This is a genomic window from Novosphingobium sp. THN1 (genome assembly GCF_003454795.1).
In the GTDB taxonomy this organism is placed as follows: domain Bacteria; phylum Pseudomonadota; class Alphaproteobacteria; order Sphingomonadales; family Sphingomonadaceae; genus Novosphingobium.
In genome coordinates, this window is sequence record NZ_CP028347.1 from 1,818,765 (window position 1) to 1,843,460 (window position 24,696).

At 64.8% G+C, this 24,696-nt stretch carries 30 protein-coding genes; 15 read left to right on the forward strand and 15 right to left on the reverse strand.

Going from position 1 to position 24,696, the window contains the following annotated elements:
- Positions 1–31: 31 nt before the first annotated feature.
- Positions 32–1,291, forward strand: a complete 1,260-nt coding sequence (locus C7W88_RS09075; protein ID WP_118073285.1) for an MFS transporter — start codon at positions 32–34, stop codon at positions 1,289–1,291.
- On the opposite strand, the gene rsmD is transcribed toward C7W88_RS09075, so the two are convergent.
- Positions 1,288–1,833 (reverse strand): 16S rRNA (guanine(966)-N(2))-methyltransferase RsmD, encoded by a 546-nt coding sequence (gene rsmD / locus C7W88_RS09080; protein WP_118073286.1) that lies wholly within the window; start codon positions 1,831–1,833, stop codon positions 1,288–1,290. The two genes, C7W88_RS09075 and rsmD, sit on opposite strands and share 4 nt — an antisense overlap.
- Positions 1,830–2,726 carry a pseudouridine synthase gene (locus C7W88_RS09085; protein ID WP_118073287.1) on the reverse strand — a complete coding sequence of 299 codons (897 nt, stop codon included), beginning with the start codon at positions 2,724–2,726 and terminating at the stop codon, positions 1,830–1,832. Before C7W88_RS09085 ends, rsmD begins: the two co-directional genes overlap by 4 nt.
- Positions 2,727–2,824: 98 nt before the next feature.
- On the opposite strand from C7W88_RS09085, the gene C7W88_RS09090 reads away from it, so the two are divergent.
- Positions 2,825–4,150: an MFS transporter gene (locus tag C7W88_RS09090; RefSeq protein WP_118073288.1), complete on the forward strand. Its 1,326-nt coding sequence runs from the start codon at positions 2,825–2,827 to the stop codon at positions 4,148–4,150.
- Here C7W88_RS09090 and C7W88_RS09095 read toward each other — a convergent pair whose 3' ends face one another.
- From C7W88_RS09095 to trpB, 5 genes are all read right to left on the reverse strand, one after another.
- Entirely contained in the window at positions 4,151–5,458 is a 1,308-nt protein-coding gene (locus C7W88_RS09095; protein ID WP_118073289.1) for a folylpolyglutamate synthase/dihydrofolate synthase family protein, read from the reverse strand.
- 110 nt (positions 5,459–5,568) lie between these two features.
- Entirely contained in the window at positions 5,569–6,420 is an 852-nt protein-coding gene (gene accD, locus C7W88_RS09100; protein ID WP_118073290.1) for an acetyl-CoA carboxylase, carboxyltransferase subunit beta, read from the reverse strand.
- On the reverse strand, positions 6,417–7,217 hold the full coding sequence (gene trpA, locus C7W88_RS09105; protein ID WP_118073291.1) for a tryptophan synthase subunit alpha: 801 nt from the start codon (positions 7,215–7,217) through the stop codon (positions 6,417–6,419). Before trpA ends, accD begins: the two co-directional genes overlap by 4 nt.
- A complete protein-coding gene (locus C7W88_RS09110; protein ID WP_370073111.1) occupies positions 7,217–7,558 on the reverse strand; it encodes an endonuclease domain-containing protein in 342 nt (113 codons plus the stop codon). The genes trpA and C7W88_RS09110 overlap by 1 nt, the downstream gene beginning before the upstream one ends.
- A gap of 92 nt (positions 7,559–7,650) precedes the next feature.
- Positions 7,651–8,865, reverse strand: coding sequence for a tryptophan synthase subunit beta (trpB, locus tag C7W88_RS09115; RefSeq protein WP_118073293.1), 1,215 nt, complete (start codon positions 8,863–8,865; stop codon positions 7,651–7,653).
- Positions 8,866–9,248: 383 nt separating this feature from the next.
- Here trpB and C7W88_RS09120 point away from each other — a divergent pair, with 383 nt between their 5' ends.
- Positions 9,249–9,707 carry an outer membrane protein gene (locus tag C7W88_RS09120; RefSeq protein ID WP_118073294.1) on the forward strand — a complete coding sequence of 153 codons (459 nt, stop codon included), beginning with the start codon at positions 9,249–9,251 and terminating at the stop codon, positions 9,705–9,707.
- 116 nt (positions 9,708–9,823) lie between these two features.
- Here the strand turns inward: C7W88_RS09120 and C7W88_RS09125 are convergent, their stop codons facing one another.
- Positions 9,824–10,468, reverse strand: coding sequence for a phosphoribosylanthranilate isomerase (locus C7W88_RS09125; protein ID WP_118073295.1), 645 nt, complete (start codon positions 10,466–10,468; stop codon positions 9,824–9,826).
- Positions 10,469–10,512: 44 nt separating this feature from the next.
- The gene (locus C7W88_RS09130; RefSeq protein ID WP_118073296.1) at positions 10,513–11,289 is read right to left on the reverse strand and encodes an SIMPL domain-containing protein; all 777 of its coding nucleotides are present in this window, start codon (positions 11,287–11,289) and stop codon (positions 10,513–10,515) included.
- A 139-nt stretch (positions 11,290–11,428) separates the two neighbouring features.
- Between C7W88_RS09130 and C7W88_RS09135 the strand changes: the two genes are divergently transcribed.
- The gene (locus C7W88_RS09135) at positions 11,429–12,034 is read left to right on the forward strand and encodes a hypothetical protein (protein ID WP_162895969.1); all 606 of its coding nucleotides are present in this window, start codon (positions 11,429–11,431) and stop codon (positions 12,032–12,034) included.
- Between the two features lie 5 nt (positions 12,035–12,039).
- Here the strand turns inward: C7W88_RS09135 and C7W88_RS09140 are convergent, their stop codons facing one another.
- The 4 genes from C7W88_RS09140 to purB all read right to left on the reverse strand — a co-directional run bounded on the left by C7W88_RS09140 (position 12,040) and on the right by purB (position 14,935).
- A complete protein-coding gene (locus tag C7W88_RS09140) occupies positions 12,040–12,543 on the reverse strand; it encodes a GNAT family N-acetyltransferase (protein ID WP_118073298.1) in 504 nt (167 codons plus the stop codon).
- A gap of 4 nt (positions 12,544–12,547) precedes the next feature.
- Positions 12,548–13,222 (reverse strand): orotidine-5'-phosphate decarboxylase, encoded by a 675-nt coding sequence (pyrF, locus tag C7W88_RS09145; RefSeq protein WP_118073299.1) that lies wholly within the window; start codon positions 13,220–13,222, stop codon positions 12,548–12,550.
- Complete coding sequence (locus tag C7W88_RS09150; RefSeq protein WP_240344505.1) at positions 13,219–13,530, reverse strand: DUF1049 domain-containing protein; 312 nt, start codon at positions 13,528–13,530, stop codon at positions 13,219–13,221. The genes pyrF and C7W88_RS09150 overlap by 4 nt, the downstream gene beginning before the upstream one ends.
- Before the next feature lie 88 nt (positions 13,531–13,618).
- Entirely contained in the window at positions 13,619–14,935 is a 1,317-nt protein-coding gene (gene purB / locus C7W88_RS09155; protein WP_118073301.1) for an adenylosuccinate lyase, read from the reverse strand.
- A 199-nt stretch (positions 14,936–15,134) separates the two neighbouring features.
- Here purB and C7W88_RS09160 point away from each other — a divergent pair, with 199 nt between their 5' ends.
- A complete protein-coding gene (locus C7W88_RS09160; protein ID WP_118073302.1) occupies positions 15,135–15,260 on the forward strand; it encodes an entericidin A/B family lipoprotein in 126 nt (41 codons plus the stop codon).
- Between the two features lie 16 nt (positions 15,261–15,276).
- Here C7W88_RS09160 and radC read toward each other — a convergent pair whose 3' ends face one another.
- Positions 15,277–16,014 carry a DNA repair protein RadC gene (gene radC / locus C7W88_RS09165; RefSeq protein ID WP_118073303.1) on the reverse strand — a complete coding sequence of 246 codons (738 nt, stop codon included), beginning with the start codon at positions 16,012–16,014 and terminating at the stop codon, positions 15,277–15,279.
- Between the two features lie 658 nt (positions 16,015–16,672).
- Between radC and C7W88_RS09175 the strand changes: the two genes are divergently transcribed.
- From C7W88_RS09175 to C7W88_RS09220, 10 genes are all read left to right on the forward strand, one after another.
- Positions 16,673–18,199 (forward strand): hypothetical protein, encoded by a 1,527-nt coding sequence (locus C7W88_RS09175; protein WP_162895970.1) that lies wholly within the window; start codon positions 16,673–16,675, stop codon positions 18,197–18,199.
- A gap of 32 nt (positions 18,200–18,231) precedes the next feature.
- Positions 18,232–19,359, forward strand: a complete 1,128-nt coding sequence (locus C7W88_RS09180) for a YdbH domain-containing protein (protein ID WP_118073306.1) — start codon at positions 18,232–18,234, stop codon at positions 19,357–19,359.
- Positions 19,356–19,613: a YnbE family lipoprotein gene (locus tag C7W88_RS09185; RefSeq protein ID WP_240344506.1), complete on the forward strand. Its 258-nt coding sequence runs from the start codon at positions 19,356–19,358 to the stop codon at positions 19,611–19,613. The genes C7W88_RS09180 and C7W88_RS09185 overlap by 4 nt, the downstream gene beginning before the upstream one ends.
- A gap of 29 nt (positions 19,614–19,642) precedes the next feature.
- Positions 19,643–20,041, forward strand: a complete 399-nt coding sequence (locus C7W88_RS09190) for a YdbL family protein (protein ID WP_205525151.1) — start codon at positions 19,643–19,645, stop codon at positions 20,039–20,041.
- 232 nt (positions 20,042–20,273) lie between these two features.
- Positions 20,274–20,594, forward strand: coding sequence for an AtpZ/AtpI family protein (locus C7W88_RS09195; protein ID WP_118073307.1), 321 nt, complete (start codon positions 20,274–20,276; stop codon positions 20,592–20,594).
- Positions 20,595–20,633: 39 nt separating this feature from the next.
- The gene (locus C7W88_RS09200) at positions 20,634–21,416 is read left to right on the forward strand and encodes a F0F1 ATP synthase subunit A (protein WP_118073308.1); all 783 of its coding nucleotides are present in this window, start codon (positions 20,634–20,636) and stop codon (positions 21,414–21,416) included.
- A gap of 47 nt (positions 21,417–21,463) precedes the next feature.
- Entirely contained in the window at positions 21,464–21,691 is a 228-nt protein-coding gene (locus C7W88_RS09205; protein WP_011444975.1) for a F0F1 ATP synthase subunit C, read from the forward strand.
- 74 nt (positions 21,692–21,765) lie between these two features.
- Positions 21,766–22,260 (forward strand): ATPase, encoded by a 495-nt coding sequence (locus C7W88_RS09210; RefSeq protein ID WP_118073309.1) that lies wholly within the window; start codon positions 21,766–21,768, stop codon positions 22,258–22,260.
- Positions 22,253–22,807: a hypothetical protein gene (locus tag C7W88_RS09215; RefSeq protein WP_118073310.1), complete on the forward strand. Its 555-nt coding sequence runs from the start codon at positions 22,253–22,255 to the stop codon at positions 22,805–22,807. The genes C7W88_RS09210 and C7W88_RS09215 overlap by 8 nt, the downstream gene beginning before the upstream one ends.
- 123 nt (positions 22,808–22,930) lie before the next feature.
- Positions 22,931–23,662, forward strand: a complete 732-nt coding sequence (locus C7W88_RS09220; protein ID WP_118073311.1) for a class I SAM-dependent methyltransferase — start codon at positions 22,931–22,933, stop codon at positions 23,660–23,662.
- Here the strand turns inward: C7W88_RS09220 and C7W88_RS09225 are convergent.
- Positions 23,659–24,687: a LacI family DNA-binding transcriptional regulator gene (locus C7W88_RS09225; RefSeq protein WP_205525152.1), complete on the reverse strand. Its 1,029-nt coding sequence runs from the start codon at positions 24,685–24,687 to the stop codon at positions 23,659–23,661. The two genes, C7W88_RS09220 and C7W88_RS09225, sit on opposite strands and share 4 nt — an antisense overlap.
- Positions 24,688–24,696 lie beyond the last annotated feature (9 nt).

Consider the following 24,696-nt stretch of genomic DNA (forward strand, 5'->3'; position numbering starts at 1 on the left):
GCGCGCCGCGAACGAGGGGAGAAGCGCGCCGATGAATCCGATTCGACAGCAGGGTCGCGTGCTGACTGCCAGCCTCGTTGGCACGGCGGTGGAGTTCTACGACTTCTACATCTACGCAACAGCGGCCGCGCTCGTCATTGGGCCATTGTTTTTCCCCACAGAATCAGAGGCAGCGCAGACGTTGCTGTCTTTCATGACCTTCGGCCTTGCGTTCTTTGCACGGCCCGTGGGCGCGATTGCGTTCGGTCACTTCGGCGACCGGATCGGGCGCAAGTCGACGTTGGTCGCCTCGCTGATGCTGATGGGCGGATCTACCTTACTGATAGCCTTCCTGCCGACGTACGCCATGGTCGGCTGGGTCGCGCCCGCGCTGCTTTGCCTGCTGCGCTTTGGACAGGGCTTCGGCCTCGGCGGAGAGTGGGGCGGAGCGTCGCTGCTCGCCGTGGAGAATGCGCCGAAGGGTTGGGAAGCCCGCTTCGGCAGTGCGCCGCAACTGGGTGCGCCGCTGGGTTTCCTTTGTGCCAATGGGCTGTTCCTGCTGCTCGGCAAGGGGCTTTCCGATGCCGACTTCGCCGCTTGGGGCTGGCGCGTGCCGTTCCTGGCAAGCGCGCTGCTGGTCGGCCTCGGGCTGTGGGTGCGGTTGAAGATCGGCGAAACGCCCGCGTTCAAGGAAGCGCTCGAGAAGGCCGAGCCACCCAAGGTACCGGTCGGCCTGCTGTTCCGCAATCATCTCGGCGCCGTGCTGGCCGGGATCGCGGGCGTCGTTGCGTGCTTTGCGATCTTCTATCTGGCGACGACTTTCGCGCTGTCCTTCGCCACGACCAAACTCGGCTATGCCAAGCAGGAGTTTCTCGGCATCCAGCTTGGCGCCAACACCTTCCTTGCGCTCGGCATTCTGGTTGCCGGGTACTGGGCCGACAAGGCCTCGGCACGGCTCGTCCTTGGCACTGGCGCGGCGCTCACGATCATCGTGGGCATGGTTTTCGGCACTGGCCTTGGCTCGGCCTCGCTGCCGGTGGTGTTTGCAACGCTGGCCAGCGCGCTGTTCGTCATGGGGCTGGCTTACGGCCCGCTCGGCGCCTGGCTGCCGACGCTCTACCCGGTCGAAGTCCGCTACACCGGCATTTCGGTGGCGTTCAACATGGGCGGGATCATTGGCGGCGCGCTCGCCCCCTTCGCAGCGGCATGGCTCGCCGGGATCGGCGGCACGGCCTACGTCGGCCTGTTCCTGACGCTGGCAGGGGCCATGACGCTGGCGGGGGTGCAGTTCTCGCCGAAGCAGTCTGCCTAGGGCTTCAACCGCATCAGCGTGATCAGCGCCTTGCCGACCTTCCGCTCGGCGTCGACCTCGCACACCCGCACGTCAGGCACTTCCTTGGCTGCGGTCTCAAGGCAAATCCACGTCGCCTCGCCGATCCAGCCAAGCCGGGTCAACCGGTCGATCGCGACGGCGCCCGCGCCGGTGCCATAGGGCGGGTCGAGCATGACGAGGTCGAGCGGCTGCTTGACCGGGCCAAGGCTGAGCACCGACGAGGCGCGCACGTCGCACTGCGGGGCGCAGCGCAGCGCTGCAATGTTGGCGCGAATGGTGCGGATGGCACCGGCGTCCTGCTCGACGAAGATCGCCGATGCCGCGCCGCGCGACAGCGCTTCGAGGCCAAGCGCGCCCGAGCCTGCAAACAGGTCGGCCACAGCCAGCCCTTCAAAGCTGCCAAGGCGGCTGGCGAGCATCGAGAAAAGCGTCTCGCGCGTGCGGTCTGCGGTGGGTCGGGTCGTGTCACCCTCGGGCGCGCGCAAGGGGCGACCGCGCCATTCTCCGGCGATTATTCTCATTTGGCTTTCAGTATCTTTCGGAAGCGTTCGACCTGAACCTGCGGAATCTCCTCGACGGAGCCGCGCTGCAGGTCGGCCAGCTCGAACGGGCCATAGCTCGTGCGCAGCAGGCGCGACACTTCAAGGCCGAGGTGTTCGAGCACGCGGCGCACTTCGCGGTTCTTGCCCTCGGTCAGGGTCAGCTCGATCCACTTGTTGCGGTTGGCGCTGCGCTCGAGGTTGGCGTTGATCGGGCCATAGCGCACGCCGTCGATCTCGATGCCCTCGATCAGTTCCTCGAGCCGCGCCTGGGTGATTTCGCCAAACGTGCGGGCGCGATATGTGCGCGGGATGCCGGTCGAGGGCAGTTCAAGGGCGCGCTTCAGCTCGCCATCATTGGTCATCAGCAGCAGCCCCTCGGTGTTCACGTCGAGGCGACCGACCGGCATGACGCGCGGCGCGTCCTTGGGCATGGCGTTGCGCAGGGCAGTGTAGATCGTCGGGCGGCCGGTCGGGTCGCGCTCGGCAGTGATCAGGCCTGCAGGCTTGTGGAAGCGGAACAGGCGCGGGGCGGCAATCGGGCCGACCAACTTGCCGTCGACGCTGACCCCCTTGAGGCTGGTCAGCAGCGTGGCGGGCGTGGTGACGACCTCGTCGCCGATCTTGACGCGGCCTTCCTCGATCATGCGCTCCACCTCGCGGCGGCTGGCAATTCCGGCGCGGGCGAGCAGCTTGGCTATGCGGTCGCCCTCTCGCTCCGAGCCATCTTCGTTCAGCGCACGCTTGGCGGGCACGACCGGCTGCGAGGTGCGCGGCGCACCGCTGCGCATGGAGAACGGCTTCTTTTCGGTGGTGCCGGGCCGAGGGCTGAACCGCTTCGGCCTGTCGCCACCGTTTCTTGGGGGAAAAGTCATGGGGCTGCCCTTACGCGAGAACGCCTCTTGCGTCACCCCTAGCGCCGCTGGATTTGGCCGCTAGTCTGCCAGCAACATTTGAGGGAGCGAAATCTTCGATGAGCACCGATGCCAGTGACCGTAACCTGTGGGACTCGGTGCGCCCCTATCTCGAAAAGGAATCGCTCGCCGCGTTCTTCCTCGGCGTCTCCTCCGGCTTTCCCTATGCAATGATCGGCGCGACGCTGACAACGCGGCTGGCGCAGGACGGGATCGACAAGAAGACGGTCACCGCCTTCACGCTGGCGTTCTTGGTCTACAACCTCAAGGTGTTCTGGGCCTGGATTGTCGACGGCCTGCACCTGCCGTTGCTGGGCCGCATGGGGCAGCGCGTTTCGTGGATGCTGTTAGCGGGTTCGCTGGTAATGGCGGCGGTTGCCAATCTCGCGCTGGTCGATCCTTCGGCAGACCTCGGCGCGACGGTCCTCGCAGCAGTGCTGGTGGGCGTTGCGGGTGCGACCTTCGATATCGTGATCGACGCCTACCGTATCGAAACATTGAAGCCCTACCAGCTCGGCACGGGTTCGGGCATGAGCCAGTACGGCTGGCGTATCGGGTCCGCGGGGGCGGGCGCCCTGGCGCTGGTCGTCTCGGCCCGCGCGGGTTGGAGCGCAGCCTACCTCGCCTGCGCGCTCTTTGCCCTTCCCGCCATGCTGACCGCGCTGTTCCTCGGTGAACCTGAACGGCATCGTGAACCAGTTGCCCGCAAGGGGGTGGGCGAGGTCCTGTCGTCCATCATCGGCCCGTTCCTCGAATTCTTCCGCCGCAACGGCGCGTGGCTCGTGCTGCTGTTCATCCTCGTCCACAAGGTTGGCGATACGCTGGCGAACCTGACCTTCCGCCTGCTGTTCGACGATCTCGGCTTCAGCAATGACGAGATCGCGCTGTGGGACGTCGGCGTGGGCTTCTGGGCCTATTTGATCGGCGTGTTCATCGGTGGCGTGGCCTACGCGAAGATGGGCCTCAAGCGCTCGGTCCTGCTGGCGTTGGTGCTGATGGCTGTGTCGAACCTGTCGTTCGCAGCGCTGGCTGCTGCGGGCCATTCAAACATCGGCATGGCCGGCGCAATCGGCTTCGAGAACATCGCCTCCGGCTATGGCGGCGTCGTCGTCGTCGCCTATTTCTCGGCGCTGTGCGACTTGCGCTACACCGCTGCCCAGTATGCGCTGATTTCCGCGGCCGCGAGCATCGTCGGCCGCTTCGCCACGGGCACGACCGCAGGCGCGCTGATCGAGAGCATGGGGTACGTGAACTTCTACCTGCTCACCACCGTGCTGGCCTTGCCCGGCATCGTGCTGTTCTGGTGGATGAGCCGCAGCGGGCTTGTCGACGCGGCGATGGGCACAGCGGGCGAAGAGAAGTCGGACGCCGATCCCTTCGCCTGATCAGTCCGGTATCTCGTCGTTCAGCCGCAACACTTCGCCTGCAAGATAGAGCGAGCCGACGATCAGCACGTCGCCATCCGCCGGGAGCGCGGCGATGGCTTCGGGCACGGTGGTAAAGCTGCCGACCGGCAGGCTGGTGAACGGCGCAAAGTCCGCAGGCTTGTGCGCATCGTGCCCGGGAGCAGGGACGACCGAGATCGACAAGGCGCGGTCCGCCAGCGGCTTGAGGATCGCCGAAGGATCCTTGTTCGCCAGCATGCCCATGATCAGGTGCACCGGCGGCTGGCCTTCGAGGTGCCGCGCGATGGCACGCCCGGCATCGGGATTGTGTCCACCGTCCAGCCAGACGGTGCGTCCGCCCGCAAGCGCGGTCAACGGACCCGCGCCGAGGCGCTGCAACCTCGCCGGCCAACGCGCATCGACGATGCCCTTGCCAAGCGCGCCCAGGCTGACACGTACCGCGTTCTGGTGCCGGATCATCGCCACGGCCAGTGCTGCGTTCTCTGCCTGATGCGTGCCGGGCAGCGCGGGCAGGGGCAGCGGCAACTCGCCGTGCGCATCGCGATAGAGGATGGAGCCGGCAATCTCGGCCTCCCAATCCCGCCCGCGCATGACCAGCGGCGCACCGATCCGCGCCACCGTCTCGGCCACCGAATCGGCGGCAACCTGCGGATAGGCCATCGTCACCAGCGGCACGCCAGGCTTGGCGATGCTCGCCTTCTCGAACGCGATCCGGGCTAGCGGGTCAGTTGGCACGCCGTCTTCGGGTGCAAGCAGGAACGCTTCGTGGTCAAAGCCCAGCGTCGCAATCCCGCATACCGCAGCCGTCGGCATGACGTTGGTGGCATCGAGCCTGCCGCCCAGCCCGGTCTCGATCACGCAGGCATCGGCGGGATGCCGTGCATAGGCAAGGAAGGTGGCGACCGTCGTCACCTCGAAAAAGCTCGGCTCCAGCCCTTCGCTCGCGTCCAGCACTTCCTTGAGCAGCGCGGCGAGCAGCTCGTCCTCGATTAGCTTGCCAGCGATGCGGATGCGTTCATTGTAGCGGACGAGGTGCGGCTTGGTGGCGGAGTGGACCGTCAGCCCCTCGGCCTCGAGAATGTACCGCAGGTAGCTGCAGGTCGAACCCTTGCCGTTGGTCCCGGCAACATGGAACACGGGCGGCAGACGGTCCTGCGGATTGCCCAGGCGCGCGCAAAGTTCGCGCACGGTATCGAGCCCGAGCCGCCCCGATGGCAGCGACAGCGCGCCGAGACGGTCAAGCTGGGCCTGAACCGCCGGGTTCTCGGAGATCGCGAAGTCCTTCAAGCAACCCCTCCGTCATTGGCTTTGCCAACTGTGCTGATCCTCCCCGTTCTGGCGAAGCCCAAACGGGGAGGGGGACCGCCCCGGACCCGATCCGGGGTGGTGGAGGGGCTTCAAGCCGCCGCCTTGCCCGCCATCAGGTAGTCGATCACCTGCGCCAGCGTGACCTTCAGGTCGCGACGGTGCGTCACCATGTCCACCATGCCGTGGGCGTGGAGATATTCGGCGCGCTGGAAGCCTTCGGGCAGCTTCTCGCGGATCGTGTCCTGGATGACGCGCTGTCCGGCAAAGCCGATGAGCGCACCGGGTTCGGCAATCTGCACGTCGCCCAGCATCGCGTAGGACGCGGTCACGCCGCCGGTGGTCGGATCGGTCAGCACCACGATGTAGGGCAGGCCTGCCGCGTGGAGGCGCGAGATCGCCACGGTCGAGCGGGGCATCTGCATCAGCGAGAGGATGCCCTCCTGCATGCGTGCGCCGCCAGCGGCCGTCACGGCGATGTAAGGGCACTTCTCCCTGATCGCACGCTCGGTCCCGGCGATGAACGCATTGCCCACGGCCATGCCCATCGAGCCGCCCATGAACGCGAACTCCTGCACGCCGACCACGGCTTTCTGCCCTTCGATCCTGCCGAAGGCATTGGTCAGCGCATCGGCATGGGGATTGGCAGCGCGGGCGGCCTTCAGGCGATCGACGTACTTCTTGCTGTCGCGGAACTTGAGCGGGTCTTCCTTGACCTTGGGCGCGGGCAGCAGTTCGTAGCCAGCGTCCAGCAGCTGGTCGAACCGTGCGTCCGCGCCGATGCGGCCATGGTGGTCGCAATGCGGGCAGACCGAGAGGTTTTCCTCGTACTCCTTGGTAAACAGCATTTCGCTGCACGAAGGGCACTTGATCCACAGGTTGTCCGGCGTGTCCCGCTTCGGCGTGAACGGGAGGGCGTTACGGACCTTGTTGAGCCAGCTCATAAGAGTTCCTTGCGGGCAGAGTGGACGGCAGCGGCGAGCGCGGCGGTGAGTTCCCTCACCGGGCGAGCGGCATCCGCGCCATGCTTTTCGACCAGATCGATGAAGGCTGACCCGACAACCACACCGTCAGCAACCCTGGCAATCGCCCCGGCCTGCTCAGGCGTGCGCACGCCAAAGCCGACGGCCACCGGGATCGTCGCCGAAGCCTTGATCCGCGCCACGGCCTCTTCGATGGAAGATTGCGCTGCCTGCTGCATGCCGGTGATCCCGGCGACCGAGACGTAGTAGAGAAAGCCCGAAGAGCCTTCGAGCACGGCAGGCAGCCGCGCATGATCGGTTGTCGGCGTGGCGAGGCGGATCAGCGACACGCCGGCATCGCGCAGGGCGGGGCCCAGTTCGGCGTCTTCCTCGGGCGGAATGTCGACGCAGATCACGCCATCGACGCCCGCCTTGACGCATTCGGCGGCGAACCAGTCGGCCCCGCGAATGGTCATCGGATTGGCATAGCCCATCAGCACCAGCGGCACGTCCGGGTGGCGCGCGCGGAATTCGGTAGCGATGCGCAGGATATCAGCCGTCTTGGTGCCAGCGCCGAGCGAACGCAGGTTCGCCAGCTGGATCGCCGGCCCATCGGCCATCGGATCGGTGAACGGCATGCCCAGTTCGATCACATCGGCCCCGCCTTCGACGAGCGCGTCAAGGATGGCAGCAGTGGCGTCAGGCGTCGGATCTCCACCCGTGACGAAAGTGACGAGGGCGGGGCGGCCCTTGGCGAAGGCGGAGGTGAGGCGCGACATCAAGCCCTCTCCCCTTCAGGGGAGAGGGTTGGGAGAGGGGCTTCCCGCGCTTCGCTCAGCGTCATGGCAAGCATCTGCAGCACACCTTCAAGGTTCGTCATAACATCGCCGTTCGTGAAGCGGACCACATGGTAGCCGCGCTCGTTCAGATATTTCGTTCTTTCCGCATCGCGAGGGTCGTCGACGTCATGCGTGTGGCCGTCGATCTCCACCACGATGCGAGGTTCGTTGGCAGCGAAATCGGCAATGTATTGGCCGATAACCTTCTGCCGCCGGAATTTCACCCCTTCGAACCGTCCAGCGCGCAAGGCAAGCCAGATTCGCGTTTCCGGTTCTGACATGGCCTTGCGGTTTTCGCGGGCGAATTCCGTGAGGCGGGCGTCGCGCAATTTCCCCTCTCCCAACCCTCTCCCCTGAAGGGGGGAGGGCTAAATCACAACGAAACCCCCAGATGCTCCGCAACCGAAAAGATGTCCTTGTCGCCGCGGCCGCAGAGGTTGGCGAGGATGATCTGGTCCTTGCCCATTGTCGGCGCGACCTTCTTCACTGCCGCGATGGCGTGGGCGGGTTCGAGCGCCGGGATGATGCCTTCGGTGCGGCAGAGCAGCTGGAAGGCGTCCAATGCTTCCTTGTCGGTCACCGAGGTATAGTCCACGCGTCCGATTTCCTTGAGCCACGAATGCTCAGGGCCGATGCCGGGATAGTCGAGGCCCGCCGAGATCGAGTGGCCTTCGGTGATCTGGCCGTCCTCGTCCTGCAGCAGGTATGTCTTGTTGCCGTGGAGGATGCCGGGGCGTCCGCCTGCGAGGCTGGCGGCGTGCTCCTTGTCCAGCCCATGGCCCGCCGCTTCCACGCCGAGCATCTTGACGCTGGCATCATCGAGGAACGGATGGAACAGGCCGATGGCGTTCGATCCGCCGCCGATGGCCGCGACCAGCACGTCAGGCAGGCGTCCGGTGCGGGCGAGCATTTGGGCGCGCGCTTCCTTGCCGATCACGCTCTGGAAATCGCGGACGAGTTCGGGATAGGGGTGGGGACCCGCGGCAGTGCCGATGATGTAGAACGTGTTGTGGACGTTCGCCACCCAGTCGCGCAGCGCCTCGTTCATCGCATCCTTGAGCGTGCCCGCGCCCGCCGTCACCGGCACGACTTCGGCGCCCAGCAGCTTCATGCGGAACACGTTGGGCTTCTGCCGCTCCACGTCGGTCGCGCCCATGAAGATCACGCAAGGCAGGCCGAAGCGCGCGCAGACCGTGGCGGTGGCCACGCCATGCTGGCCCGCGCCGGTCTCGGCGATGATCCGCGTCTTGCCCATGCGCATGGCAAGCAGGATCTGGCCGATGCAGTTGTTGATCTTGTGCGCGCCGGTGTGGTTCAGTTCGTCGCGCTTGAACCACACCTGTGCCCCGCCCAACTCTTGCGTCAGCCGGGGCGCGAAGTACAACGGGCTCGGGCGGCCGACATAGTGTTCGAGCAGGTCGTCGAACTCTGCTTGGAACGCCGGGTCGGCCTTGGCCTTGCGGTATTCCTGCTCGAGATCGAGGATCAGCGGCATCAGCGTTTCGGCGACATAGCGGCCACCGAACTGGCCGAAGTGGCCGCGTTCGTCGGGCTGGTTGCGGAAGCTGTTGGGAGTCTGCGCGTTCATGGCGCAGCGCTTGGCAGAGCCTTTGCGGAAAGTCCAGATTTGCAATGCCTGCGCCTTTGGGGCAGGGGCGGTGCAAAGATACGATGCTGCATTGCGGCAACCTGCACGATCCGTTCATGTGCGGGCAATCTTGATCAGACTAGGGCGTCCCTGCAACGTCGTGAAGGCGGCTCCGAAAGGGGTCGCCTTTTGGCGTTATAATAATGACCAAGTAAATCTCAAAAGTAACGAGTTTTGTTAGTCTGCCGAATGTTGCAGCTATGTCACAACCATTCTGCGTTTTGATATTCTTGTGATTTTCGTCATTGCCACCGAACTGGACCAGACCTACCTGACGCCTCGCCACCTTCACAGAAGGGGCCAAAAAGTCAGGAGTAAAATCTATGCGTCTGGTTCTTATCTCTCTCGCAGCCTCGCTTGTTGCTGCTACCCCGGCTCTCGCCAACGAAACTCGCGTCGAAGCACGCGGCGGCGTTGCATGGAGCGACGGTGAAAGCGAAGCGATCGCTGGCGTGGCCGCTGGCTACGACTACGACCTCGGTTCGACCGCGTTTGTCGGCGCTGAAGTTTCGGCTGACAAGCTGCTGACCGAAGGCACCAAGGTTTCGTTCGGCTTCAACGGCCGCGTTGGTGCGAAGATCGCCGAAGCTGGCAAGCTCTACGCTGTTGGCGGTTACAACACCGAATTCTGCGACCTGTGCGATGGCACCTGGACTGCCGGCGCTGGCTACCAGCACTCGTTCGGCAAGCTCTATGGCAAGGTCGAGTACCGTCACTTCTTCGTGAAGGACAGCACGATCGACGTCGACGCAGTTGCCGTCGGCCTTGGCGTGAAGTTCTGATCGAACTTCGCAACAAGCGAAATGAAGCGGGCGGCCTCCATGAGGTCGCCCGTTTTCATATGGGGAGATGCACTTTCCTGATCTGTCCCCGTCAGCACGCCGAGCGCGAAGCGGGATCAGGCTGTCCGCGCGTTGAAGCAGAAGGCGCGTATGCGGTCGGCATCCTTGACGCCCGGCGCGCTTTCGACGCCTGACGAAACGTCGACCAGCGTTGTACCGGTTCCGCGCACGGCCTCTGCCACGTTCGTGGGCGAAAGACCGCCGGCAAGGCCCCAGCGCAGCGGCCCCTTGTAAGCGCGCAGCAAGTCCCAATCGAACGCAAGGCCAAGTCCGCCGGGCAGCGCCGCGCCCTTGGGCGTCTTGGCATCGAACAGGATGAAATCGGCAACACCGGCATAGGCATCGGCCTTGGCCACATCGCCCGGCCCCGCCACCGAGATCACCTTCCACACCGGTTTGCCGAAACGGGCGCGGATCGCTGCGGCCCGCGCCGGATCTTCCTTGCCATGCAGTTGGATTGCGTCGAGCCGGGCTGCGGCCACGGCATTGCCCAGCGCTGCATCATCGGCATCGACGAACACGCCGACTCGAGTCAGTCGTCCCTCTGCCTGCATGGCCAGTGCCGGAGCATCGCCCAGCGTCAGAAAGCGCGGTGACGGTGGGAAGAAGTTGAACCCGACATGGCTTGCCCGCGCCTCGATCGTTGCGGAAAGCGCGTCGCGGGTGGTCACCCCGCAGATCTTGATGGAAGGTCCAGGCATGAGCGGCGCGTTAGGAGAGGCGCGCCGCCCATGTCAATCAGGCCTCAGGGCGCCAGTTCGTAGCTGACGTTGACTGTCACGGTCATTTCAAGTTCGCCTGCTGCCACCGGCGAAGTGCTTTGCACCATGGCTTTTTCTGCGCGGGCGAACATGATCGGCGGCTGTGGCGGCGCCCAACCACCGTTCTCGCTGATCGACAGCACGCGCACCACACGCAGACCAGCGGCCCGGGCATAGAGATCGGCACGCGCGCGCGCCTTCTTCATAGCCTCAAGCCGCGCCTCGTCGAGCGCACCATCGGGGCTGTCGATCTGGAAGGTCGGGCCATTGACCTGGTTGGCGCCGGCCGAAACGAGAGTGTCGATGACCTTGCCGTACTGGTCGAGCTTGCGCTGGCGGACCGAAACCTGGTTGGTCGCCTGATAGCCGATGATGACCGGGTCCTGCTGTTCGAAGGAGCCGTCCGGCAGGCGCTTGGGCTGGCCGTAGACCGGATTGACCGAAAGGTTGCTGGTCTGGATGTCGCGCTCGGCGATGCCCGCCTTCTTCAGGGCGGCGATGACGGCGGTCATGCGCTGCGCATTCTCGGTCAGCGCTTCGCCTGCGGTCTTGCCCTGTGTCGTGACGCCGGCATTGAACACGGCGAGGTCGGGCGTGCGGGCTGATTTGCCCTCTGCCGAGATGTTGAGCAGGGTGTTGCCAGCGGCCACGACCGGGCCTGCGGAAACGGTCTGCGCTTGCGCACTCTGCGCAAGGCCTGCGCCGGCAAGCGCGACCAGCGGCAATGCGGCAAGAACGGTAGCGGATTTGAAGAACTTCACGGGGCTTGTCTCCTTATGGATTGCGGCAAGACTTGCCCAGTCCAACTGTCGCGCACCTGAACTGGTGCCCGGTTAAACGCGAAACATGGGATTAATCCTTCGCGGTTATGTCCCGTTAATGTTGGACGAGGGGGAATACATGAAGCGTGCGGGACTGATCCTAGGAGCTGCGCTGGCCAGTCTGCTTGCTGGCTGCGCCGCCGAGCCTGACGAATATCCGCTCAGCCGCAAGCAGGCATACGACAAGCTGCTCTCCGCCCGCATCGCGTCGTCCGGTGACGGCCCATTCTTCCGGTTGCGGACGACCATCACCGGCAATGGCGGTTCTGAAGTCACCTATGATGCCTTGGGCGATATGGCCCACCGCATCTGCCACATGCATCTGACCGAGCTTGAGCCACAGCTGACCAAGGTCAAGGTGACCTGCGAGGGCGGTGGCGCCGGCGAAGGCGCAGCGGCAGGCATGGCCCACAACATGATCCGCAACCGCGTGATCGAACTGGTCGATGCCACGCTGAAGGACCGTCCGTTCAACCCCGAGCTTGCCGGTGGTGCAACTGCCTCCCGCTGGCCAAGTGACGGTGTCGATGGCAGCTTTGCCGGTGCTGCTGGCAAGGCGCTGAAGCAGGATGCCGAAATGCACCGCGATATTGCCGAGGCCGAGCGGGCTGCAAACGAAGCACAGGTCGAAGTGCCGAGCGATTATGGCGATTCGGGCGCCGGTTCCGAACCACTGCCGGAATAGACCGCTCAGCTAAGGTCTTTTTCCAGCACCACCATGCGGAACGGCACGGCCTCGCCATTGGGGAACGGCCGTGTCTCGCCGCTGCGGGCATAGCCGCGGCGTTCGTACCACGCGATCAGTTCGGGCCGCGCGTCGATCACCGTCATTTCCATGAGCCGCGCGCCGAACGCCTCGGTGGCCATGTCCTCGGCATCGGCGATCAGCGCCCGGCCCAGACCCTCGGCCTGCAGGTCCGGATCGACGCACAGCATCCCGAGATAGGCGCGGGCCTGGCCGACATCGGTGATCGTCACCGTACCTGCCAGCACACCGTCGATTTCGGCGAGAAGCACGCGAGAGGTCTCCGCTGCGATGGTCTCGGCCAGTTCCGCGTCGCTCGTGCGCTCGTCGTCGAGCAGGTCGGCCTCGTGCGTCCAACCGCGCTTGGCGGTGTCGCCGCGATAGGCCTTCTCGACCAGCGCCCGCAGCGCCGGCACGTCCCCAGCCTTGGCCAAGCGGAAACGAATCATGGGATCAGAGTGTCGCCTCGATCGCGCGCGCGGCGGCGACCGGGTCTTCGGCGCGGCTGATCGGGCGGCCGATGACCAGCACGCTGGCGCCTGCATCGCGTGCGGCGCGCGGCGTGACAGCGCGCTTCTGGTCGCCCAGAGTGCCATCGGCAGGGCGCAGGCCCGGCACTACGAAGAAGCCCTTCTTCCACCGCTTGTGGATTGCGCCGACTTCGTGGCCCGAACAGACGATGCCATCGAGCCCTGCTTCCTGTGCCAGATCGGCAAGCCGCAGCGCCTGGTCATAGGCCGATCCGCCTACGCCCATCGCCGTCATGTCGCCATCGTCGAGGCTGGTCAGCACGGTCACGGCGACAACCTTGGTATGCTCGCCCGCCGCTGCCTTGGCGTCCTCCATCATCGCCCGGCCGCCGCCAGCATGGATCGTCACGATCGCCGGCTCCAGCACATGGATCGACTGCATCGCGCCCGCGACGGTGTTCGGGATGTCGTGGAGCTTGAGATCGAGGAAGATCGGCAGACCCACCTTGGCCACTTCGTGCACGCCGTGATGGCCGTGGGCGCAGAAGAACTCGAGCCCCAGTTTCAGTCCGCCGACGTGGCCCTTGACCTTCTGGGCAAGCGCGATGGCGGCATCGAGCCGGGGCAGGTCGAGGGCAAGGTAGATCGGGTTGCTCACGGGGTCTCGCTCTTGAATGTGTCCGCGTCACGCGCGGCTTCGAGATTGGTCGAGGACAGCGAAGGCGCGGCCTTGGCGCCCAGCGATGTCTCGAGGTTGGCTATGCGCCGCGTCAGCCGCCAGCGCGTCGTCCGGTACAGCAGCCAGGTCGGCACGAGACCGAGCAGGAAAGCGAGGATCACCAGCGCGGGCAGGCGGGTCTCCAGCAGGAGGCCTTCCCAGATGCGCACTTCGACTGGCTGCCAATTGGCGGCGGTAAACGCGGCGAGGACCGCCACGACGAGAACCCAGAAAACCGTGCGCAGCATTCGCATGCCTTTCGCTCCATGAGCCACCCGTCCTGCCCCGATGATTAAGACAGGTTAAGTCTCTTGGCGAGTCCCGCCGGAAAGCGGCTCAGGCTTGCCCGAACACCCGCGCGAAGATCGTGTCGATCGCCTTGAAGTGGTAATCGAGGTTGAACTTCTCCTCGATCTGTTCGGCGCTCAGCACGGCGGCAACTTCCGGATCGGCCTTGAGCAGTTCCATCAGTGAAAGCTGGCCGTCGGATTCCCACACCTTCATCGCGTTGCGCTGCACCAGGCGGTACGAGGCGTCGCGCTCCAGCCCGGCCTGCGTCAATGCCAGCAGGACGCGCTGCGAGTGGACAAGGCCGCCCATCTTGTCGAGATTCTTCTGCATCCGCTCGGGGTAGATCACCAGCTTGTCGACCACCGAAGTCAGGCGGGCGAGGGCGAAATCGAGCGTGATCGTCGCGTCCGGGCCGATGAAGCGCTCGACCGAGGAGTGCGAGATATCGCGCTCGTGCCACAGTGCCACGTTCTCCAGCGCCGGGGTAACGGCCGAGCGGACCATGCGGGCAAGGCCGGTCAGGTTCTCGGTCAGCACCGGGTTGCGCTTGTGCGGCATTGCCGACGAACCCTTCTGGCCGGGCGAGAAGTATTCTTCTGCCTCAAGCACTTCGGTGCGCTGCAGGTGGCGGATTTCCACGGCAAGGCGTTCGATCGACGAGGCGATGACGCCCAGCGTCGCAAAGAACATCGCATGACGATCGCGCGGGATCACCTGGGTCGAGACCGGCTCGACTGCAAGGCCGAGCTTGTCGGCGACGTATTCTTCAACGGAAGGATCGATGTTGGCGAAGGTGCCGACCGCGCCCGAAATCGCGCAAGTCGCAACTTCCGCGCGCGCCGCAACAAGGCGCGCCCGGCAGCGCGTGAACTCGGCGTAGGCTTCGGCGAGCTTCTTGCCGAAGGTCGTCGGCTCGGCGTGGATGCCATGGCTGCGGCCGATGGTCGGGGTGTACTTGTGTTCGAACGCGCGGCGCTTGATTGCGTCGAGCAGCGCATCAAGATCGGCCAGCAGCAGGTCGGAAGCGCGGGCGAGCTGCACGCTCAGCGTGGTGTCAAGCACGTCGGAGCTGGTCATGCCCTGGTGCATGAAGCGCGCCTCCGGGCCGACCTGCTGGGCCACCCAATCAAGGAAGGCGATCACGTCATGTTTGGTTACAGCTTCGATCGCGTCGATCGCGGCAACGTCGATGGTGGGGTTCGTCGCCCACCAGTCCCACAGCGCCTTGGCGCCCGAAGGGGGCACCACGCCCAGTTCACCGAGCTTTTCGGTGGCATGCGCTTCGACCTCGAACCAGATGCGATAGCGGGCTTCCGGCTCCCAGATCGCGGTCATGGCGGGGCGGGCGTAACGGGGGACCATGTTCGACTCCGTGAATCTTGGCGCTGCAGGCTTTGCCGGGGCCGCTAGGGGCAAGGGGGCCGGAACGCAAGGGCCGAGGCATCTAATCGGCCCGATACGGTTCATCACCAGGCGTGCAGGCGCGGCGACTTTCGCCCATGATTGCATCGTGTGCCGTCGCACGATATCGGCTGGCTTACAATTTGCACGGAGAATGCACATGGCGCGCAAGTTTCTGGTTCTCGTCGCCCTCGGTTGCTCACTGGCCTTGGCCGCGTGCAACACCGTCCAAGGCATCGGCCGCGACATTGAGTCGGTCGGCAAGGCTGGGGAAAAGGCTATCTGACGAAGCCGAACGGGCGCTAGATAAGGCCCTGCGCCTTGAGTGAGGTATGGCCCTCCCGCCCGATAACGATGTGGTCGTGGACATTCATGCCCATCAAGCGGGCAGCTTCGATGATCTTCTGCGTCACCTGAATGTCGGCGCGGCTGGGCTTGGGGCTGCCGGAGGGATGGTTGTGGACCAGGATCATCGCTGCCGCGCCCACGTCCAGCCCCTTCTTCACCACTTCGCGGGTATAGATCGGGCTTTCGTCGAGCGTGCCGTCTCCGACCAGATGATCGAGGATCAGCATGTTCTGGGTGTTGAGATAAAGCACCCGCACGCGCTCCACGTTGAGATGCGCCATGTCGATGTGCAGATAATCTAGCAGGGCCTGCCAGTTTGAAAGCACCGGCTGTTCACGCACGACCGTCTTGGCCAGCCTGCGCGCGGCAAGCGCGACGATCCGCAACGCCGCCGCGCTGGTTTCGCCCATGTTGGGATGCAGCGCGAGCGCCTGCGGATCGGCGTTGAGCACGCCCGCGAGGCTGCCGAAGCGCTGGATCAGCGACCGGGCGATAGGCTTGGTATCGATGCGCGGGCGCGCGACCATCAGCAGGTATTCGATGACTTCATGATCGGCGAGCGCATCTTCGCCCCCGGTCATCAACCGCTTGCGCAGACGGGCACGATGGCCACTGGCATCGCCGCCGTCGAAGCTCATCCTGCTGCCGCTATTGCCGTTCTGTTCAGGAAAGAGTCCGGTTTGATCCGTCATTGATCCTATCCGGGCACCACTTCGGCGCTCAAGTGTTCGCCAATCCGTACGAACAGTTCGTACACGTGAGATGTACTTGCCGTGCATTGCCCAAGCGGGGGGAGTGCGCAAGAAGGGGGCAGATGGCAGATAGTTTCGAATTGGCGGAACCGGATACGCCGCCAGAGCCCGTGCGCTCGCGCAAAGGGCTGCGGCGCGTCGGCGTGTCCGTGCTTGTCCTGGCCGTGGCGGGCCTGGGCGGCCTGTGGCTTGCGCGCAATTCAATTGCTGACCGCATCATCGTCGGCCAGCTCAAATCCTATGGGCTGCCCGCGACTTACGAGATCGAGAGCATCGGCCCCGGTCAGCAGATCCTGCGCAACGTGGTCGTCGGCGATCCGCGCCGTCCGGATCTCACGATCGAGCGCGTGGAGGTCGGTATCCGCTACGGCCTTGGTGCGCCCTATCTCGGTTCGGTCAAGCTGGTCGCGCCGCGCATCTATGGGCAATATCGTGATGGCAGGGTCAGTTTCGGCTCGCTCGACAAGTTCATCTACGCGCCCAAGACCGACAACCAGCCCTTCACGCTGCCCAAGCTTGACCTGCAGGTTCAGGGCGGTCGCGGCCTGATCGTCACCGATGGGGGAAAATCGGCCTCTCGATCGAAGGCCGGGGCGGCTTGCAGAACGGATTTGCCGGGACGCTGGCGGCGGTTGCGCCGTCACTTTCGGGTAGCGGCTGCAAGGCGAACGGCGCCCGCTTCGTCGGCAAGATCGCAGTGCGCGAGGAGCGGCCATCGCTGACCGGGCCGCTGCGCCTGGACCGCATTGCCTGCGATAGCGGTGCGAGCAGCGGTCCGCTCGTGGCCGATCTCGATGCGCGGGCGGACAAGGGTTTTGCAGGACTTGCCGGTGCCGCCACGGTGCGCGGAAACAAGCTGACTGTGCCCGGCCTCTATGCCGAAACGCTGGCACTCGATACGCGCCTTGCCTTCCGCGACAGTGCCCTGACCGGGCGGATCGCTGCCAACGCCGGCGGAGTCGGCAGCGGCGGCGTCCGCTTCGGCCTGCTCGGGCTCGAAGGCTCGGTCCGCACCCGCGAGGCTTTCCGCAAGGCCGAGTTTCGCGGCACGATCGACGGGCAGGGCCTGCGGCAGGGCGCGGCTCTCGACAATGCCCTGGCCTCGGGTGAGCGCAGTGCCTCGGGCACGCTCCTTGCACCGATGCTCGCCCAATTGCGCGCTAGCCTCAAGCGCGAGGAACGTGGCAGCCGCCTCGGTGGCGAAATCGCGCTGCGCCGCAATGGCGATGCGATGTCGGTGGTGATCCCGCAGGCGCGCCTGACCGGGGGCTCCGGGCAGACGCTGCTCACGTTGTCGCGCTTCCAAATGGCCAGCGGCACCAAGGGCGGTCCACCCCTGCTGGCGGGCAGTTTTGCCACCGGCGGTGCAGGCTTTCCGCGAATCGTCGGACGGATGGAGCGCGGTCGTGCGGGGCAGGCCCTGTTCCGCCTGACCATGGCGCCGTGGCGCGCGGCCGGTGGGTCGCTGGCCATCCCCGAGATGATGATCGCCCAGATCGCTGACGGATCGCTGGGTTTTTCCGGCACTACCCAGGTGTCCGGCGCGATTCCGGGCGGTTCCGTTCAGAACCTCGTCCTCCCCGTCAACGGTGCCTACGGCGCGCGCGGCGAACTCGCGCTCTGGCGCCACTGCGTCACCGCCCGCTTCGACCGGTTGGAACTCGGCCAGATGGCGGTGGACGGAAACGCGCTGCAGTTCTGTCCGCCGGGCGGCAGCGCCATCGTCCGCAACGGGGCGAGGGGGTTGCAGGTCGCTGCCGGCACGCCCGGTCTCGATCTCACCGGCAAGTTGGGTGAAACCCAACTTGCGCTGCGCACTGGCGCTGTTGGATTTGCCTGGCCGGGTGTCTTGAAGGCTACTGCCGTCGACGTCACGCTGGGTCCGCCTGCTACCGCAACGCACCTCACAGTTGCCGATCTGGACGCGAGAGTTGGGGGAGAGTTGGGGGGAGTTATGGGGGAGTTGGAGCCAAGCTCGCCGCCGTTCCGCTCGACATCTCCAATGCCTCGGGTGAATGGCGCTATGTCGATGGAAAGCTTGTACTTTCCGGCACCGAATTTGACCTCACCGATCGTCTCGACCCTGCCCGCTTCGAAAAGCTGCATTCCACCGGCGCAACGCTGACGCTGGCGGATAATCGCATAACTGCCAACGCCTTGCTGCGCGAAGCAAAGACATCGCGCGAAGTTGGCTCGGTGGCCGTCCGCCACGACCTCACCACTGCCCGCGGCCACGCCGATATCAATGTCGACAACCTCGTTTTCGACAAGGGCTTCCAACCCGCGCAACTCACGCGCCTGGCGCTCGGCGTCGTCGCCAACGTCAACGGCAAGGTGACCGGCGACGGCGTGATCGACTGGACGGCGCGCGGGGTGACAAGTTCCGGCACGTTCGGCACCGAAAACCTTGATCTTGCAGCAGCTTTCGGCCCCGTGAAGGGCCTGAAGGGCAAGCTCGTGTTCACCGACCTTCTCGGCATGGTCACCGCCCCGCACCAGAAGCTGACCGTCGCCTCGATCAACCCCGGCATCGAGGTGACCGAAGGCGTCGTCGACATAAGTCTGCTGCCGGATCAAGTGCTTAGACTGCACGACGCGCGCTGGCCGTTCCTCGGCGGCACGCTCGTCCTCGAACCGACCGACCTGCGCCTCGGTCTCGCCGAAGCGCGCCGTTATACGCTGAGCGTCATCGGCATCGACGCGGCCAAGTTCATCGAGAAGATGGAGCTGGGAAATCTAGCCGCAACAGGCACTTTCGACGGACAGTTCCCGCTGATTTTCGACGCCAACGGCGGTCGGATCGAGGAGGGAACGCTCGTCTCGCGCGCACCGGGAGGCAACGTGTCCTACATCGGCGCGCTCACCTACGAGAACATGGGAGCGATGGCCAACTTTGCCTTCGATGCTCTAAAATCCTTGGATTACAAGACCATGACCATCGCCATGCGCGGCGATCTCGAGGGCGAGATCGTCACCAATGTGCGGTTCGGCGGGGTCAAGCAGGGCGCGGGCACGAAGCAGAACTTCATCACCAAGCAGGTCGCCAACCTGCCGATCCAGTTCAACGTCAACATCCGCGCACCGTTCTACCAGCTCATCACCTCGTTCAAGGCGATGTACGATCCCGCTTTCGTCAAGGATCCCAGGACCCTGGGTCTCGTCGATGCGCAGGGACGACCGCTCTATCGCTCGGCGAACGGCGTGCGGCCGGGCGGGGTGCCGGTGATCGTGCTCCCCGGAAACACTGAAAACATTCAGCCTGCAGAAAGCGGAAAAATGCCATGAGGAAGGTGGAATTGACCCGATCCGCGAACCCTGCGACCAAGAGCGTCATGGGGACACACGGATATCAGTTCAGGCAACGCCTTCTGCTGGCGCTGCCGTTGATGGGGGCCCTGGCACTGGGCGGCTGCATTTCGGTGAAGGCACCGGACAAGCCGATCGTGATCGAGCTCAACATCAACATCAAGCAGGAGGTCGTGTACCGGCTCGCGCAGGATGCGAACGCCACGATCGAAAGCAACCCGGACATCTTCTGATGTGCCGAGGCGTTCTGAGGACGAAGACGATGACCAAGGTTTCGATGCGCAAGACCTTCGCAACGCTCGCTGCAACCGGGCTGGTGCTCGGCACGCTTGCCGTGCCCGCCGTCGCGCAGAACCGCGATCCCGCCTATGCCGCAGCACGTGCCTCCGGCCAGGTCGGCGAGAAGATGGACGGCTATCTCGGCTACGTCACCCCGCCGAGCCCGGCGCTGCGCGCGGTGGTCGAGGACATCAACATCAAGCGCAAGGCAGTCTACGCCGAGAAGGCCCAGGCCAACAAGGCAACGGTGGAGGAATATGCACTCACCTCGGGCTGCCTGCTGATCGCCCAGACCAAGCCGGGCGAGAAGTACCAGGCGCCCGACGGTTCCTGGCAGACCCGTGGTGCAGGCGCGCCGTTGCGCGATTCGCGCTGCCCCTGACGCAATTTTCCGCATACGAATCGCTGGCCGGTTTCAGCCACTTTCGCGCCCTTCCTCGCACTTGCGGGGGAGGGCGTTCGCATTTGCGATGATACCTTGGGTCAGACAGGGGATCAGACACGGTTCGTGACGGTTGACTCAAGAATACCCCCGCCTAAGGGGGCGGCGCTCTCGGCGGTCATCCGTCGTTTGTGCTGCACTTTCGGTCGGGCGACTGATCAGGGGAACAAGCATGAATGACGAAACCGGCGGGACGGAGCCAATCGGCGAGGATGCGCGGATCGACGCGCTCGACAAGCGGCTGAAAGCCCTTCGCGAGCGGGAAGAGGAGCGCAACCGGCCAAAGGCAGGTGGGGAAACCGATGCGAATTACCGCATGGGCAACCGCGTGCTGGCGGAACTGATCGGCGGCCTCGTGGGCGGCGCGTTCATCGGCTGGGTCATTGACCAGTTTGCCGGAACGAGCCCCTGGGGTCTCTTGGTGATGCTGTTCATGGGGGTCGTCGTGGCATTCCGGAACATCATCCGAATTTCGAGCCGGCGCCCCGAATAGGGCGCTGTTGTTGTATTCGAGTGATACGGGGTTAAGCGCGTGGCCGAAGGCAAGGTCGATCCGGTTCACCAGTTCACGATCGAGACCCTTTTCGGGACCGATCACTGGTCTATTGGTGGTTACAACATCGCGTTCACCAACTCGTCGCTGTGGATGGCGATCACTACGGTGGTGCTGGTCGCGTTCGTTGCCGGTGGTGCCAAGCGCGAGCTGGTTCCGGGCCGCTGGCAGATGGCTGTCGAAGGCCTGACCGGCTTCGTCGACAATCTGCTTCAGGCCAACATCGGCAAGGCTGGCCGCAAGTACCTGCCTTACGTGTTCTCGCTGTTCGGCTTCATCCTGTTCGCCAACATGCTCGGCCTTCTGCCGCTGGCCCTCGTCGGCGTGCACCCGTTCACGGCAACCAGCCACTTCACCGTTACCGGCGTGCTCGCAATCATGAGCTTTGCCATCGTGCTCGGCGTCGGCTTTGCCAAGCACGGCTTCCACTTCTTCTCCCTGTTCGTGCCGCACGGCACGCCCGTTCCGATGATCCCGATCATTTTCCCGATCGAGCTGATCTCGTTCATGGTGCGTCCGTTCAGCCTTGGCCTGCGTCTTTTCGTGGCGATGATGGCCGGGCACGTGCTGCTCGAAGTGCTCTCGGGCTTCGTCATCTCCGGCACCAATGCCGGGGTGGGGACCTTCTTCCTCGCCGCCGTTCCCAGCTTCGTGCTGATGATCGGCATCTGTGCGCTGGAACTTCTGGTGGCAGGCATTCAGGCATACGTCTTTGCCCTGCTCACCTGCGTCTACCTGAACGACGCCGAGAACCTTCACTGATACCCGCAACATTTTCCCATACGGAATTGATAAAAGGAGTTTTTGACATGGACGCAGAAAGCGCAAAGCTGCTCGGTGCTGGTCTCGCCGCTGTTGGCGCCGGTCTCGCCTCGCTGGGCGTGGGCAACGTGTTTGCCAAGTTCCTCGAAGGCGCGCTGCGCAACCCCGGAGCCGCTGACGGCCAGCAGGGCCGCCTGTTCATCGGCTTCGCCGCCGCCGAACTTCTGGGCCTGCTCTCGTTCGTCGTCGCGATGATCCTGATCTTCGTTGCCTAAGGCAAACGAAGCTCACTGATTGTTGAAATGCTGGCCGGGGTCCGCCCCGGCCGCCTGACGCCCGGACACCCGCGATGCCTCAGATTGAACAGCTTGCCACCACCTATTCCAGCCAGGTCTTCTGGCTGCTGGTGTTCTTCGGCATTGTCTTCTTCGTGATCGGCCGGGGCATGCTGCCCAAGGTCGTCTCCACGATGGACGGCCGCGACAAGCAGATCGCCGACGACCTTGCCGCTGCCGAAGCCGCACGGGCCGCCGCCGATGCCGAGGAAGAGGCATGGCGCGTCCAGGCGAACAAGCAGCGCGCCGAAGCCCAGGCCGTGATTGCCGCTGCCAAGGCGGACGCGGCCAAGGCCACAGATGCCAAGCTCGCTACCGCCTCGGCTCGCATCGACCAGACCGTCACGGCTGCCGAAGCCCGCATTGCCGCTGCCCGCGCCGCCGCGTTGGGTGAAGTGGAAGGCGTTGCTGCCGAAGCCGCGCAGGACATCGCAAGCCGCCTCGCCGGCCTGTCGATCCCCGCTGCCGAGGCGCAGGCCGCCGTGAAGGGAGTTCTCGCAAATGGCTAACGCTGTAGAGACGACCGCTGTCGTCGAGCACGAAGCTGCTGGCGGCGAACACCACGTCGAACCTTCGGCACTCGGCCTCGGGCCGGGCGCATGGGTCGCCCTGTCGATGGCAATCTTCCTTGCGATCCTCGTCTCGAAGAAGGTCCCCGGCGCGATCGTCGGTGGTCTGGACAAGCAGATCGATGCGATCCGCAAGCAGCTCGATGAAGCCAAGGTGCTGCGCGCCGAAGCCGAAAAGCTGCGCGCCGAATACGCCGCCAAGATCGCCAACGCCGAGAAGGACGCGGCGGCCATGGTCGAGCACGCCAAGACCGAAGCGGCAGCCATTGTCGCCAAGGCCGAGGCCGACACCGCCGCCGTCATCGCCCGCCGCGAGAAGATGGCGTCGGACAAGATCGCCGCTGCCGAGCGCGCTGCGGTTGACGACCTGCGCGCCAAGGCCGCCGAGGCTGCGACTGCCGCCGCACGCGACCTGATCGCGAAGAACCACTCCGCAGGTGCCGACAAGGCGCTGGTGGATGGCGCGATTGCCGGGCTGGTGAACTGATCGGCTTCAAGCCGCTTCAGGGCTTACAGAACACGAAGACCCCTTCCGGTGCGAGCCGGGAGGGGTTTTTGTTTCTCCACTTCTTGCGTTAGGACCGCAGGAATATTCGGACACGAGGAAGGCATGGCGCTCTACGACACCATTGGTGTGGATTATGATCGTTTGCGTCGACCCGACCCCCGCATTGCGCGATTGATACACGCTGCTCTTGGGGGTGCTGAGACAGTCCTGAATGTCGGCGCTGGAACGGGTTCGTATGAGCCATGCGACCGGAAGGTCACCGCCGTCGAACCATCGTCGGAAATGATTGCCAAGCGGTCCTCAAATGCCGTGCCCGTGGTTCAGGCGAGTGCCGAAGCATTGCCCTTTGGCGATGGCGCATTCGATGCGGCGATGGCAGTTCTGACGGTGCATCATTGGGCCGAGAAGGCCAAGGGCTTGCGCGAGATGCGTCGCGTGGCTCGCGGGCCGGTGGTCATACTGACGTACGATCCGGCACAACGTCCATGGTTGACGGAATACTTGCCGCAGTTGGCGGCTCTCGACGATGCGCAGATGCCGCAGATGTCATTTTATGAGGAGCAGCTCGGGCCAGTCAGCATCGCGCCGGTGGCGGTGCCGCATGACTGCGTCGACGGGTTCCTTTACGCTTTCTGGCGGCGACCCGAGGTCTATCTTGATGCCCGGTATCGCAAGGGGAGTTCGTCATTCTGGGCGCTGGGAGAATCGTTGGCGCCGGGGCTGCAGATGCTTGAGGACGATCTGACGTCAGGTGCGTGGCACAAACGCTATGGCGACCTGTGTGCATCCGACACGTACGATGCGGGATATCGGCTCGTCATCAGCGGGCGCTAGGGCCGCGTCGATCCCCTGATCACCAGCCTCACTGGCACGCGCCGCCCGGAGCCTTCCGTACCGTTGATCTTCGCCAGCAACTGTTCGACCAGCAGAGTGCCGGCCATCTGGAAGTCCGGTTCGATAGAGGTGAGGGGCGGGGTGGACCATGCGCCTGCACGGATGCCGTCAAAGCCGATGATGCCAATCTGGTCCGGGATCGATAGCCCGCGTGCCGTCAGTTCCTTGAGCGCGCCCAAGGCCATGTCGTCGCAGACGGCGAAGATCGCGTCAAACGGGGTGCCGCTCTCGGCCAGGGCTATTGCGGCGCGGCGGCCCTGCTCTTCGCGGGCGAGGCCGCTTTCGACTTGTTGCAGGACGGGTTCGAGTCCCGCTGATCGCATCGCTTCGGCGTAACCCTCGTAGCGTTCCTGGAACTGGCGCTGGGGTGAGGTGGCCGAGCCGATGCAGACGATCTGGCGGTAGCCGCGCACCAAGAGGTGGCGCGTGGCCAGCGTTGCGCCCGAGAGGTTGTCGCTGCGCACCCACGGCATGTCGTTGTCGGGCGAGCCCCAGCAGGTCCAGTGCGTGCCTTCCGGCATGTCGCGGAAATAGTCCCACGCACGGGTGTTGGTGGTCGTGCCGATCACGATCATGCCGTCGGCCTTGCGGCGTTCCTGGAAGTGTCCCCAGAAGTTCTCCGGCGCGTCCTGAAAGGACACCAGCGTCTCGTAGCCCTTGGCCGAGGCGGCGGCGCAGGTGGAGCCGAGCAGCGAGAAGTAGAAGGGGTTGATGTCCTTGCGGTCCTGCGCCTCGCGGCAGATCATCACGACGGCGAGCGTGCCGGTGCGGCCACGGCGCAGGCGGGCGGCGTTCTCGTCCACCTGGTAGTTCAGGCGGCGGGCGGCTTCCATCACGCGCTGGCGGGTGGGCTCGCTGATCGAGGTGTCGCCGGCAAGGGCGCGGCTGACCGTCGACTGGCTTACGCCTGCGGCTTCGGCCACGTCGAACGACGTTACGCGGATGATCTTTCTCTCGCCGGCCATGCGTTCCCC